General features: G+C 57.6%; 13 protein-coding genes and 1 riboswitch. Of the genes, 10 read left to right on the top strand and 3 right to left on the bottom strand.

Going from position 1 to position 13,295, the window contains the following annotated elements; translation table 11 throughout:
* Positions 1 to 190 precede the first annotated feature (190 nt).
* Positions 191 to 1,426 (bottom strand): adenylate/guanylate cyclase domain-containing protein, encoded by a 1,236-nt coding sequence (locus ACR0JR_RS18065; protein WP_480457284.1) that lies wholly within the window; start codon positions 1,424 to 1,426, stop codon positions 191 to 193.
* A 62-nt stretch (positions 1,427 to 1,488) separates the two neighbouring features.
* Positions 1,489 to 1,941 carry a MarR family winged helix-turn-helix transcriptional regulator gene (locus ACR0JR_RS18060; protein ID WP_170475727.1) on the bottom strand — a complete coding sequence of 151 codons (453 nt, stop codon included), beginning with the start codon at positions 1,939 to 1,941 and terminating at the stop codon, positions 1,489 to 1,491.
* A 58-nt stretch (positions 1,942 to 1,999) separates the two neighbouring features.
* On the opposite strand from ACR0JR_RS18060, the gene hmgA reads away from it, so the two are divergent.
* The 9 genes from hmgA to ACR0JR_RS18015 all read left to right on the top strand — a co-directional run bounded on the left by hmgA (position 2,000) and on the right by ACR0JR_RS18015 (position 9,555).
* The gene (gene hmgA, locus ACR0JR_RS18055) at positions 2,000 to 3,355 is read left to right on the top strand and encodes a homogentisate 1,2-dioxygenase (protein WP_480457283.1); all 1,356 of its coding nucleotides are present in this window, start codon (positions 2,000 to 2,002) and stop codon (positions 3,353 to 3,355) included.
* A gap of 66 nt (positions 3,356 to 3,421) precedes the next feature.
* Positions 3,422 to 4,678 (top strand): fumarylacetoacetase, encoded by a 1,257-nt coding sequence (gene fahA, locus ACR0JR_RS18050; RefSeq protein WP_480457282.1) that lies wholly within the window; start codon positions 3,422 to 3,424, stop codon positions 4,676 to 4,678.
* 3 nt (positions 4,679 to 4,681) lie between these two features.
* Positions 4,682 to 5,038 carry a VOC family protein gene (locus ACR0JR_RS18045; RefSeq protein WP_170781029.1) on the top strand — a complete coding sequence of 119 codons (357 nt, stop codon included), beginning with the start codon at positions 4,682 to 4,684 and terminating at the stop codon, positions 5,036 to 5,038.
* Positions 5,039 to 5,041: 3 nt separating this feature from the next.
* A complete protein-coding gene (locus tag ACR0JR_RS18040) occupies positions 5,042 to 5,992 on the top strand; it encodes an MBL fold metallo-hydrolase (protein WP_480457281.1) in 951 nt (316 codons plus the stop codon).
* A 134-nt stretch (positions 5,993 to 6,126) separates the two neighbouring features.
* Complete coding sequence (locus ACR0JR_RS18035; RefSeq protein ID WP_480457280.1) at positions 6,127 to 7,737, top strand: FAD-dependent oxidoreductase; 1,611 nt, start codon at positions 6,127 to 6,129, stop codon at positions 7,735 to 7,737.
* Between the two features lie 5 nt (positions 7,738 to 7,742).
* Positions 7,743 to 7,940: a DUF2783 domain-containing protein gene (locus ACR0JR_RS18030; protein WP_480457279.1), complete on the top strand. Its 198-nt coding sequence runs from the start codon at positions 7,743 to 7,745 to the stop codon at positions 7,938 to 7,940.
* A gap of 5 nt (positions 7,941 to 7,945) precedes the next feature.
* Complete coding sequence (locus tag ACR0JR_RS18025) at positions 7,946 to 8,488, top strand: VOC family protein (RefSeq protein WP_010437557.1); 543 nt, start codon at positions 7,946 to 7,948, stop codon at positions 8,486 to 8,488.
* A gap of 7 nt (positions 8,489 to 8,495) precedes the next feature.
* Positions 8,496 to 9,134, top strand: a complete 639-nt coding sequence (maiA, locus tag ACR0JR_RS18020) for a maleylacetoacetate isomerase (RefSeq protein WP_480457278.1) — start codon at positions 8,496 to 8,498, stop codon at positions 9,132 to 9,134.
* A gap of 88 nt (positions 9,135 to 9,222) precedes the next feature.
* Positions 9,223 to 9,555, top strand: coding sequence for a DOPA 4,5-dioxygenase family protein (locus ACR0JR_RS18015; protein ID WP_480457277.1), 333 nt, complete (start codon positions 9,223 to 9,225; stop codon positions 9,553 to 9,555).
* Here the strand turns inward: ACR0JR_RS18015 and ACR0JR_RS18010 are convergent.
* Positions 9,552 to 11,180, bottom strand: a complete 1,629-nt coding sequence (locus ACR0JR_RS18010; RefSeq protein ID WP_480457276.1) for an acyl-CoA synthetase — start codon at positions 11,178 to 11,180, stop codon at positions 9,552 to 9,554. The genes ACR0JR_RS18015 and ACR0JR_RS18010 overlap by 4 nt on opposite strands.
* A gap of 219 nt (positions 11,181 to 11,399) precedes the next feature.
* On the opposite strand from ACR0JR_RS18010, the gene ACR0JR_RS18005 reads away from it, so the two are divergent.
* Entirely contained in the window at positions 11,400 to 12,791 is a 1,392-nt protein-coding gene (locus tag ACR0JR_RS18005) for an aminotransferase family protein (protein WP_480457275.1), read from the top strand.
* A gap of 294 nt (positions 12,792 to 13,085) precedes the next feature.
* Positions 13,086 to 13,206, top strand: a riboswitch (TPP riboswitch).
* Positions 13,207 to 13,295: the final 89 nt, after the last annotated feature.

Here is a 13,295-nt window from a genome sequence, read left to right as displayed (position 1 = left end):
CGTACAGGTTCCCAACTGATCAATACCAAAACTAAAGAGTTGCATTTTTCTAAATTGCAATAGTTCAATGTTGTATCAAGAACTGAAGAAAAGATCCGTTCCGGTACAATGATAGATTTTCGGTTGCCCCGACGTCAACCAACTCCGCATCGGAAGCCTACACCCGGGATATTTTATCGCCTATCACGATCTAGTTCGCTGCATGGTAGACCGTAAACAGCTCTTTCGGCTCTGCCACGCCTCGCAGCATATAGCGCCCAACTGAGATCAGTTCCTGATCGCAAGGCTGAGCCGCACGGGCCACATCATCCGAGATCAATATTCGTTGCCCCAACGAACGATGCATCCCGGCGATACGGGATGTCTGGTTCACGGTCGGGCCGATGACAGTAAAATCAAGACGGCTGTCGGCACCGATATTGCCATAAAGAATCTCACCCGCATGCAGGGCCAGCGTATAGTTCGAAACGGGCTGCCCACGCTCTTTGCGCAGGGTGTTCAGCTCGGCCATACGCTCCTGAAGCATTGTCGCGGCAGCCAGAGCGGCACGGGCGTCGGCATCAATTTCGCCCACATCAAACATCGCCATAACCCCGTCGCCCATAAATTTCAGGATATTGCCATCACATTGATGAACCACATCCACCACCGCAGCGAGGTAGTCATTCAACATGTCAATGACTTCAATCCCCGGAAGTTCTTCCGACAGGCTGGTGAAACCTTCGAGATCGAAATTCCAGATCACTGCATCGATTTGCTGCAAAGACCCCCGTCGGATTTCGCCGGACAGGACCCGCCGCCCGGCATCACGTCCCAGGTAAACCCGCATCAAGTCCTTAGACACCCGCGCATTCGAGGCCGACTTCAAGGCCAAACCCAGGTGCGGCAGCGCAGTTTCGATCACTTCCAGATCATCGTCGCCGAACCCTTCAGGCGCGTTGCTGGCCCAGGACATCAGCACGCCATCAATTGACATTTTTGCATCGTGCGGGTTGGTTTGGCTGGGCACATCAAAGCTAATACCAGTCGCGTAATAGTCCGTGGCACCGTTTTCCCGCAATTCGTTCAGCAATGGAAATCGGCTGGGTTCATTCTGATCGACCAGACGTTCGCGGATCGCGTCGACGTCCTCGTTCAGAATGACATAGAGCGGGCTTTTGGTCCAAACCTCGCTGGGCTCCTCGGAGTATTCGAAAGTTTGGAAATCACCGCCGCGATCCTGATACCAGCTGTATCCAGTGCCACCGTAGACCGGATGCAATGCCGGTTGCGCTGCGTGGAACCGCATCAAAGGCACGCCAAGATCGACCAGACGGTTGCAGTAACCGTCCAGCAGCTCTTCTTTGTCAGCCCCTTCCAAACCTCGGGCAACAAGCCAATCGATCAGATTATGGGATTTTGCCGTTGGGGACTCCGGCTTGGTCATTTCACAGTCCTGTGTTTGTTATGGCGTTGATCTGGGGATCATTGCCCCAGATTACCAGAGCGCTATTCCATTCCAGCTAGACGTCGCAGCATCATGCGCAGCAATGCGGCTTCGCCGGTCGTAAAATGGGCTGCAAGCTTAGCGTCATAATCGCGCGCAATTCCGCGTAGCTCACGATACACACTCTGGCCAGAGGTTGTCAGCGTTAGTCTTTCAACTCTGCGGTCGTTTTCGTCCCGCGTCCGTTTCAGATATCGGCGCTGTTCAAGCTTGCGCACAGCGCGGCTGACTTTGGTCTTATGGATCTTCGCGCGCAAGCCGATTTCCTTGGCCGTCATCTCACCATAATTCCCAAGGTGAAACAGCACCCGCCATTCGGTACGCAACATCCCATATCGATTCTTGTAGACGCGCTGAAATTCGAGCGAGCTTTCCTCGGCCGCCTGATTCAACAGGAATGGCAGGAAATTTCGCAAATCAAACTCATCTTTTTCGTCATTATTCTGTTGTGTCATCCTTGTTAGTTACAAAATCAACTATTATCCGACAAGCAGCAACTTGAAGGAGCGCCCGATGAATCGCCCCACCGATCCGCATAAGATGACCCAGGCCAGCACCCCTGTCGGGACCCATCCCGGCTATATGCCCGGCTTTGGCAATGACTTTGAGACCGAGGCCCTGCCCGGTGCGCTGCCGCAGGGCATGAACAGTCCGCAAAAATGTAACTATGGGTTATATGGTGAACAACTGAGCGGCACCGCCTTCACTGCCAACCCGCCCGAACGCACGTGGTGCTATCGCATCCGGCCATCGGTGAAGCATTCGCATCGATATGAGAAAATCGACCTGCCTTACTGGAATTCAGCGCCCTGCGTTGATCCGGACGTAATTTCGTTGGGACAATACCGTTGGAACCCGGTTCCGCATTCAGATGAAGGCCTGACCTGGTTGACCGGCATGCGCACGATGACCACGGCCGGGGACGTGAATACTCAGGTCGGAATGGCCAGCCACATCTATCTGGTCACAGAATCGATGGTGGATGACTATTTCTTCTCGGCAGATTCCGAACTGCTGGTGGTGCCCCAGGAAGGTCGCCTGCGTTTTGCCACTGAAATGGGCATCATCGATCTGGAGCCGAAGGAGATCGCGATTATCCCACGCGGGCTGCTCTATCGCGTCGAAGTGCTGGAAGGCCCCGCGCGCGGATTTGTTTGCGAGAATTACGGACAGAAATTCGAACTGCCCGGGCGTGGCCCGATTGGGGCCAACTGCATGGCAAACCCACGCGACTTCAAAGCTCCCGTGGCGGCGTTTGAGGATCGCGAGGTGCCCTCGACCGTGACAATTAAATGGTGCGGGCAGTTCCACACTACCAAGATCGGTCACAGCCCGCTGGATGTGGTCGCTTGGCATGGCAACTACACGCCTTACAAATACGATCTGAGCACCTATTGCCCGGTCGGCGCGATCCTGTTCGACCATCCCGATCCGTCGATCTTTACCGTCCTCACCGCACCCTCAGGCCAGCCGGGCACGGCCAATATCGACTTTGTGCTGTTCCGCGAGCGCTGGATGGTTATGGAAGACACGTTCCGCCCACCCTGGTATCACAAAAACATCATGTCCGAACTGATGGGCAACATCTACGGTCAGTACGACGCCAAACCGCAAGGGTTCATCCCGGGCGGCATGAGCCTGCATAACATGATGATCCCACACGGGCCCGACAAGGAAGCTTTTGAAAAGGCGTCGAATTCGAACCTCGGCCCGGATAAGCTGGAAAACACCATGTCCTTCATGTTCGAAACCCGCTTCCCGCAGCACCTGACCGGTTTTGCCGCAACCGAGGCCCCGCTGCAGGACGATTACATCGATTGCTGGAGCGACATCGAAAAGAAATTCGACGGAACCCCCGGCAAGAAGTAAGTACAGCTCAAGACCATAGATTTTTCGTCGAAAAATCTTGGCCGCGAACAAAGGTTTGGAGACAAGATGCCTTTAATTAGTTCCTGGGTCTCATCGGCCAATTCCGCCGATCACCCATTTCCACTGAACAACCTGCCTTATGGCGTATTCTCTACAGAAAGCACCGAGCCCCGCTGTGGGGTGGCTATCGGTGACATGATCTTTGACGTCACCGCCGCCGAGGTCGATGGGCTAATCGCACTCTCTGACGAGCCGCTCTTTGATCTGCCGTTTTGGAATCCGTTGATGGAAGAAGGCCCTGCCGTATGGGCCGCCTTGCGCGACCGCCTGATCGCTCTGCTGGCCGAAGGCTCAGACGCGCAGCACAAGATCGAAGGCCTGCTGATCCCGCAGGACGAGGCCGCGATGCATATGCCCTTTGCCGTCAGCGAATACACCGATTTCTACGCGGGACGCCATCACGCCCAGAACGTTGGCACCATGTTCCGTGGCGCTGAAAATGCGCTGCCGCCGAACTGGCTGCACATCCCCATCGGCTATAATGGGCGCGCCTCTTCGGTGGTTGTTTCGGGCACCGATATCCGCCGCCCTTGGGGTCAACTGAAATCCCCCGATCAAGACCTGCCCGCCTTCCTGCCCTGCCGCCGCTTTGATATCGAGCTTGAGATGGGTGCGATCGTCGGCACACCGTCTGACGGCCCGATTTCTGTGCAGGAAGCCGATGACAACATCTTTGGATACGTCCTGCTGAATGACTGGTCCGCGCGCGATATTCAGGCGTGGGAATACCAACCGCTGGGACCGTTTCAAGCCAAGGCGACAGCGACCTCGATCAGCCCGTGGATCGTGACCAAAGCGGCGCTGGAGCCATTTCGCTGCGACACGTCGGATCGTGAGTTTGCCCTGTTGGATCACCTGAAAGATTGTGGACCGATGCTGTATGACATTGATCTGGCCGTGACCATGGCACCCGAAGGCAAAGACGCCACGACCATCGCGCGGACCAATTACCGCGAGATGTACTACTCGGCGGCACAGCAGTTGGCGCATCACTCGACGTCTGGCTGCCCCATGAACACAGGCGACCTGCTGGGATCCGGCACCATCTCGGGCCCGACCAAACCGGAACGCGGCTCATTACTGGAACTCAGCTGGGGCGGGAAAGAACCGCTGACGCTAGACACCGGCGAAACCCGCAATTTTATCGAAGATGGTGACACCATGACTCTGACCGGCGCGGCCAAGGGCGACGGCTACACCATCGGCTTCGGCGATTGCGTGGGCACTGTGCTGCCAGCGTTAAGCGACCCTTATGCGCGCTGATTGATGTTTGGGCTCGACCATATCCAGATCGCGCTTCCCGAAGGTGGCGAATCCACCGCCCGGAAATTCTGGTGCGATGCTCTGGGGTTGAGCGAACTGCAAAAGCCCGAAGCCCTGCACGCGCGTGGTGGCCTCTGGCTGGCGCTGGGTCAGTGCGAACTTCACTTGGGTGTCGAGAAAGACTTCTCACCAGCCCGCAAAGCCCATCCGGGTTTCGCCGCCGATGATCTGGATGCGATCGCCGCTCAGATCGAAAGTTACGGTCAGAAATTGCGCTGGGACACAACACTAAATGACCGCCGCCGGTTTTTCACCGAAGACCCCTTTGGAAACCGGCTCGAGTTTTTGCAAAAGGATTGAGAGATGGCCAAGGCATTCGCGTCCCAGGGGGACATGTCGGAAAAGAAAATCAGCTTCACTGAGGTGGGCGAAGGGCTTTACGCCTTCACCGCCGAAGGCGACCCAAACTCGGGCGTGATCATCGGCGATGACAGCGTGATGATTGTCGAGGCGCAGGCGACCCCGCGTCTGGCCAACAAGGTGATCGAATGCGTGCGCTCGGTCACGGACAAGCCGATCACCCATGTGGCGCTGACGCATTACCACGCAGTTCGTGTGCTCGGCGCCAGCGCTTTTGGCGCGCAGCAAATCCTGATGTCGGACATGGCTCGCGCCATGGTTGTTGAACGCGGTCAGGAGGATTGGGACAGCGAATTCCAACGCTTCCCCCGCCTATTCGAAGGGCATGAAAGCATCCCCGGCCTCACATGGCCCACCACCACATTCAGCGACAACATGACCGTTTATCTGGGCAACCGCCGGATCGACCTTATGCATCTGGGCCGCGCCCATACGGCAGGTGATATCGTCATCCATGTGCCCGATCAGAATGTCATGTTCACCGGTGATATCGTCGAATACCACTCGGCATGCTATTGCGGCGACGGGCATTTCAGCGACTGGGGCGATACGCTGGATGAAATCAAGTGGTTCGACGTAGACGCTATCGCGCCGGGGCGTGGCGACGCATTGGTCGGTAAGGACATGGTCAATGCGGCCATCGAGAACACTCGCGATTTCGTAGAAAGCACCTATCGCCCGGCGGCCAAGGTCGCAGCGCGCGGTGGCAGCCTGAAAGAAGCATGGGACGCGGTTCGCGCCGAATGCGACCCCAAATTCGCCGACTACGCGATCTACGAACACTGCCTGCCCTTCAATGTCGCCCGCGCCTATGACGAGGCGCGCGGCATCGACACACCCCGTATCTGGACCGCCCAGCGCGATCTGGAGATGTGGGAGGCCCTGCAGGGCTAAGATTTCCGGGCCGAATTTGATCCAGATCGTGGCGGCCCGGATTTGACGGTGAAACTCTAACGCGAGACCTCCGGCGCAACTGTGCCGGAGAACAGATGCGGTGCGCCCGATGCGCCAGAAATGGGAGAGAGAGAGTGAACAAGATCTTTGAAGTTCCACTTTATGCTTACGAGGCCAGCCCGGACCAATCCGCGCCCGCGCCAGTGCGCCACAAGGTCATCGTTGTCGGGGCCGGTCCGGTGGGTCTGGCCGCCGCCATTGATCTGGCACAGCAAGGAGTCGAGGTGCTGGTGCTGGACGACAATGACAAAGTCAGCTTCGGCAGCCGCGCCATTTGCTTTGCCAAACGCCCGCTGGAAATCCTCGACCGTCTGGGCTGCGGACAGCCGATGGTGGACAAGGGTGTTCTTTGGAATAAGGGCAAAGTGTTCTTCGACGAACGTCAGGTCTATGAGTTCGACCTGCAGCCCGACAGCGGCGATCGGCGCCCGGCCTTCCTCAACCTGCAGCAATACTATTTCGAGCAGTTTCTGGTCGACCGCGTGCGCGAATTGCAGGCGCAGGGCGCTCCGATCGAAATCCGCGGCCGCAACAAGGTTGAAGCAGTCGGAACCCACCCTGATCACGTCAAGCTTGAGGTCGAAACGCCCGAGGGTTCGTACACCATCGAGGCGGATTGGGTGATCGCCTGCGACGGCGCGGGCTCACCTATGCGCGCCATGATGGGCAAGGATTTCGTGGGCCGCGTGTTCGAGGACAACTTCCTGATCGCCGATGTGATCATGGAGGCCGATTTCCCCTCGGAACGCTGGTTCTGGTTCGATCCGCCCTTCAACAAAGGCCAATCGGCGCTGCTGCACAAGCAACCCGATGGCGTCTGGCGCATTGATCTACAACTGGGTTGGGATATCGACAAAGAGCGCGAAAAGCGCCCGGAAAACGTAATCCCGCGCCTCAAGGCCATGCTGGGTGAGGACGTTAATTTCGAACTGGAATGGGTCAGCATCTACACCTTCCAGTGCCGCCGGATGGAGCAATTCCGCCACGGCCGAGTGATCTTTGCAGGCGACAGCGCGCATCAGGTCAGCCCGTTTGGTGCACGGGGTGCAAATTCTGGCGTTCAGGACACCGACAACCTGTGCTGGAAGCTGAAACTGGTGATTGACGGCAAAGCGCCAGAGTCGCTGCTGGACAGCTACGATCAGGAACGCATTCACGGCGCGGACGAGAATATCCTGAACTCGACCCGCTCGACCGATTTCATCACCCCGAAATCGCAGATGTCCCGCATCCTGCGCGATGCGGTATTGGACCTGAGTGAACATTATGATTTTGCCCGACCGATGGTGAATTCAGGTCGGCTCAGCGTGCCTTGCGTCTATGATGGCTCGTCACTGAATTCGGCGGACGCGTTGAACGGACCATCGCAGACGCGCCCCGGGGCATCCTGTCCCGATGCGCCTTTGGGTGATGACTTCCTGCTGCCGAAACTGGCCGGACAGTTCACGCTGTTGACCATCGACGCCGATGCGCCGGATGAGATCGAGGTCGATGGGATCACCGTCAAACGCCTGGCACTCTCGGTCAAAGACGACCCGACCCTGACGCTGAAGCGCCGCTATCTGGGCGATGCGACCGGAGCAGTCTACCTGATCCGTCCCGATCAGCACGTGGCCGCCCGCCGCGACACTTACGAAGAAAACGCATTCCGGCACGCGGTGCGCCGCGCCACAGGCAAGGAGTAAGCGACATGGCCAATCTGATACTCTCACCCAACCTGACCCAGGCCGACGATTTCTATGCCGATCTGGTGGCGGCCCATGAAGGGCTTGAGAAATCCGAAAGCGATGCGTTCAACGCACGCCTCGTGCTGGTACTGGCGAACCACATTGGCGACAATGCAATCTTGAAGCAGGCGCTTGAGGCCGCAACGCTGAAACAGGAGTAAGCCTCATGAAAATCGATCAAATTCACCACGTCGCCTATCGCTGCAAGGATGCGAAAGAGACGGTGGAATGGTACGGCAAGATGCTGAACATGGACTTCATTCTGGCGATTGCCGAAGACCATGTGCCCTCGACCCACGAGCCCGACCCTTACATGCACCTGTTTCTGGACGCTGGAAACGGCAACGTGCTGGCGTTTTTTGAACTGCCCACCAAGCCCGAGATGGGGCGCGATCCCAACACGCCGATTTGGGTGCAACACATCGCGTTCAAGGTGAAGGACCGCGACGAACTGATCGCGTTCAAGGACCACCTCGAAGCCAACGGGGTCGAGGTTCTGGGTGTCACGGATCATTCGATCTTTCACTCGATCTATTTCTTCGACCCAAACGGCCACCGCGTTGAACTGGCTTGCCCCGACCCCGAGGAAGAGGCCATGCTGGCCCGGCTGGATTCGGTGAAATGGGATATGCTCGAAGAATGGTCGCGCACCAAACGAGCCCCTCAGCATGCCGACTGGCTGCATGCCAAGGAACTAAGCAAAGGCTGACCATCATATGTCCGAAGTGGTGCTGTATGATTACTGGCGCTCGTCCGCCAGTTACCGGGTGCGAATTGCGCTCAATTTAGCAGGGATCACCTATCGCCCTGTTGTGGTCGAACTGGTGAACGGAGCGCATCGCGCCTCGGATCATTTGGAACGCAACCCGCAGGGTCTGGTCCCGGTGCTGGATATCGATGGGGTTCGATTGACCCAATCGCTGGCGATCATCGATTATCTGGATGAGACCCGCGACCTGGGCCTGCTGCCAACCGATCCGGCCAAGCGAGCCGCGGCGCGGGCATTGGCGCACAGCATCGCGGTGGATATCCATCCGGTCTGCAACCTGTCGGTTGCCAAACATGCCACCGCGCTTAGCAATGGCGCTGGCGACATGCCCGGCGACTGGATGCGCCACTTCATCCGGCCGGGTCTGCTGGCGTTTGAATCGCTGCTGAGCGGCTTTGATCAATCCCCGTTCTGCACCGGAGACACCCCCGGTCTGGCCGATATCTGCCTGATCCCACAGCTTTATAATGCGCGCCGGTGGGAAGTTGATCTATCCGACATGCCACGCCTGACAGCAGTCGAGGCCGTCTGCGCCGAGCATTCCGCCTTTGCCGCAGCCCATCCCGATCTGCACACTCCGCTCTGAACCGGTGCACAGGGTCTGTGTGGCAGTATGGGTGCACAAATCCTCGCGCCACCCTTAGGTTTCTGTACAACGTCAGACGGAGACCCCCATGCCCGAGATCACCGGCTACCACGCCCATGTCTATTTCGACGCCGACACACAGGACACGGCGCAGCAGGTCTGTGAAGAGGCCACGCGTCTGTTTCCCACCGTGCAGATGGGTCGGATGCACGCGCGCAATGTTGGGCCCCACCCGCGCTGGAGTTGCCAGCTGGGCTTTCCCGCCGAAGCCTTTGATCAGGTCTTTCCCTGGCTGATCCTGAACCGGAAAGGGCTGACCATCTTTACCCATCCAGAAACCGGCGATCACTTGGCCGATCACCGGGATCGCGCCATTTGGATGGGCGAGATGCTGGAACTTGATCTGTCGATCTTCGATTAACCCAGCTCCCGCGCCCGGTCGCGCAAGATGAACTTCTGAATTTTCCCCGTCGACGTTTTCGGCAACGCCCCGAAAACAACCGTCTTGGGCGCTTTGAAGTGGGCCATATGATCCCGGCAGAAAGTGATGATATCCGCCTCATTCGCCTCTGCCTGCGGTTTCAATTCAACAAATGCGCACGGCGTTTCACCCCATTTCTCATCCGGGCGGGCCACCACCGCTGCCTCCATCACGGCCGGGTGTTTATAAAGCGTGTCTTCGACCTCAACGGATGAGATATTCTCGCCGCCCGAGATGATGATATCCTTGGACCGATCCTTCAGCGCGATGTAGCCATCCGGGTGCATCACGCCCAGATCGCCTGAAGCAAACCAACCGCCTTTGAAGACCTTGTCCGTCGCCTCGGCGTTCTTGAGATAGCCCTTCATGACGATATTGCCCTGCATGAATATCTCGCCCATGGTTTCGCCATCCGAAGGCACGGGCTCCATCGTCTCGGGGTCAGCGACCATCAGGCCCGAGAGTGCCACGTATTTCACCCCCTGACGCACCTTCAACGCAGCGCGATCTTCCGCGCCCTTGTCGTTCCACTCGTCCTTCCAGGCGCAGACAACAGACGGGCCATAGGTCTCAGTCAGGCCATAGACATGGGTAACCTCAACGCCCATCCCCTCCATCGCTTCGATCACCTTGGCAGGCGGTGGGGCGCCAGCGGTCATCGCCTTAATCTGCTGCGTGAAATCCTTGAGGTGATCCGGCGCGTTGGCCAGCATGTTCAGCACAATCGGCGCGCCGCAGAAATGGGTTACGCCCTCTTCACGGAACGCGCGATAGATGGGTTCTTCGCGCACGGCGCGCAAGCAAACGGACGTGCCGGCGTTGGCTGCCATCGTCCACGGGAAGCACCAGCCGTTGCAATGAAACATCGGCAGGGTCCACAAATAGACCGAATGCTGCGGCATCCCCCAGGTCAGAATATTCGACGTCGCGTTCAGTGCCGCGCCCCGGTGATGATAAACCACACCCTTGGGGTTGCCGGTGGTGCCGGACGTATAGTTCAGCGTGATCGCGTCCCATTCATCTGCGGGCAAAGACCAATCGAACTCCGGATCGCCCTCGGCCAGCAGCCCCTCATAGGTCAAATCACCCAATCGTTCGCCACCGTCAAAGCTGGCATCTTCGATATCGATCACCAGAATGTCATGATCCACCTGCGTCAGCGCCTGTTTCACGACGCCCGAGAATTCGGGATCAACCAGCAGCACCTTGGTTTCGGCATGGTTCAGAATAAAGGTGATGATCGGCGCATCCAGCCGAGTGTTGATCGCATTCAGCACTGCGCCCGCCATGGGCACGCCAAAATGTGCCTCGTAAAGCTCGGGGATATTGGCCGCGATGATCGAAACAGTGTCGCCCACGCCCACGCCACGCGCAGTCAGCGCGCTGGCCAGTCGTCGGCTCCGCGCATAGGTTTCAGCCCAGTTATACCGGCGCTCGCCATACACCACGGATGGGTAATCCGGATACACTGCCGCTGTCCGCTCAAGATAGCTGAGCGGGGACAAAGGCGTAAAATTCGCAGGGGTTTTATCCAGATGTTGCTGGTAGATTGGTGTGGCTGTCATCCGGCGATCCTCCCAAACTCGACAGATTGGCGTATTGAGCACAAAGTTTACGCCAGAACAAACCCGTATTAATACGCGATTCTGGTACACTGGAGATATTCTCTGGGCTAATCTGGCCCTACTTCACGCGCACCATTCGCGTTGATCTGCAGTATCACGTCACTTTGCGCCCACAGGGATGCTCTGATTCCCGTGCGCCCTATTTTGAAAGGACATGTCATGGACGGCACGTTCAACGAAAACGATCTTTCCCGCGTTGTCGAAGCTGACCGCGCCCACATCTGGCATCACCTGATCCAGCATAAGCCTTTTGAGACCAATGACCCCCGTATCATTGTCGAAGGCAAGGGGATGCGCGTTTGGGACCAGAAGGGCAAGGAGCATCTGGATGCTGTCTCTGGCGGGGTCTGGACTGTCAACGTTGGCTATGGCCGCGAATCCATCTGTAAGGCGGTTTATGACCAGCTGATGAAGCTGTGCTATTTCGCCAATACCGCAGGCTCGATCCCCGGTTCGAATTTCGCGGAAATGCTGATCGACAAGATGCCGGGCATGAGCCGCGTGTACTACACGAACTCAGGTTCCGAGGCGAACGAGAAGGCGTTCAAGATGATCCGCCAGATCGCGCACAAGAAGTACGGCGGTAAAAAGACCAAAATCCTGTATCGCGACCGCGACTACCACGGCTCGACCCTGGCGACCATGTCGGCAGGCGGTCAGGACGAGCGCACTGCGCAATACGGCCCCTTCGCACCCGATTTCGTGCGCGTTCCGCACTGCATGGAATACCGCAAGCACGAGCTCGACGGCGCGCCGGAAGAGAACTTTGGCGAATGGGCTGCCAACCAGATCGAAGAGGTCATCCTGCGCGAAGGCCCCGACACCGTTGGCGCCCTGTGCCTTGAGCCGGTGACCGCAGGCGGTGGCGTCATCGAAGCGCCCGAAGGCTATTGGCCCCGCGTGCAGGAAATCTGCAAGAAATACGACGTGCTGCTGCACATTGACGAGGTTGTCTGCGGCGTTGGCCGGACCGGCACCTGGTTTGGCTATCAGCAATACGGTATCAAGCCTGATTTCGTGACCATGGCCAAGGGCGTTGCCTCGGGTTATGCCGCGATTGCCTGCATGGTGACCACCGAGGAAGTCTTTGACATGTTCAAGGACGACGCTTCAGACCCGATGAGCTATTTCCGCGACATCTCCACCTTTGGCGGCTGCACCGCGGGTCCGGCAGCGGCGGTTGAGAACATGCGCATCATTCAGGATGAAAACCTGCTGCAGAACTGCATCGATATGGGCGACCGCATGATGGGCAACCTTCAGGCGCTGATGGAAAAGCACAAGGTTATCGGCGATGTGCGTGGCAAGGGCCTGTTCCTGGGCGCCGAACTGGTCGCGGATCGTGGTTCCAAAGAGCCGGTGGACGAAAAGCAGGCACAGGCCGTCGTGGCTGACTGTATGGCGCAGGGCGTTATCATCGGTGTTACCAACCGTTCGATCCCCAGCCGCAACAACACCCTTTGCTTCTCGCCAGCGCTGATTTCAACAGCGGACGATATCGACCAGATCACCGATGCCGTAGACGGCGCGTTGGGGCGTGTCTTCGGCTGATCCTACAATACAGGCTATCCACTAGAGTACCGAAACCCGCCAAATTTTGGCGGGTTTCTTTTTCGGACATCTCCGTAGGTAAAGGCCGCTCGGTTCGGTGTAGAGCATCGACACTATTCTCGATTTAGCCAATACGTTTTCCGGTAGTATTGATTGAGCGCTTCAAGCCCAACTGAAACTGTCGTCAGACCAACCCGCCTGATTGCCCGCTATCCGGACAAGGTGTGCTTTCACCGCGATTGCACGAAAGGTTGTTTCTTGAGACTTTACAAACCGGCTGTTCCATCCTATCGCAAACCTACGCAGGGGAGTCCCGCCCAAGGGACTGAGAGGCTGATTGGGTGAAAACCCGGTGATGCGACCCTTTGAACCTGACCCAGTTGACACTGGCGTAGGAAGCTAAGGTCGCACAGCCCATTCTGGCTTGCGCAACCGGAACACAAGGCACGTTTTGCCTTTGCCTCCTCCCAAACTCTTCTGGTGTCTTTTTGAGACCTGAGCTTG

Source organism: Ruegeria sp. AA3 (genome assembly GCF_056542905.1).
This window is presented reverse-complemented; position numbering and strand designations above follow the sequence as displayed.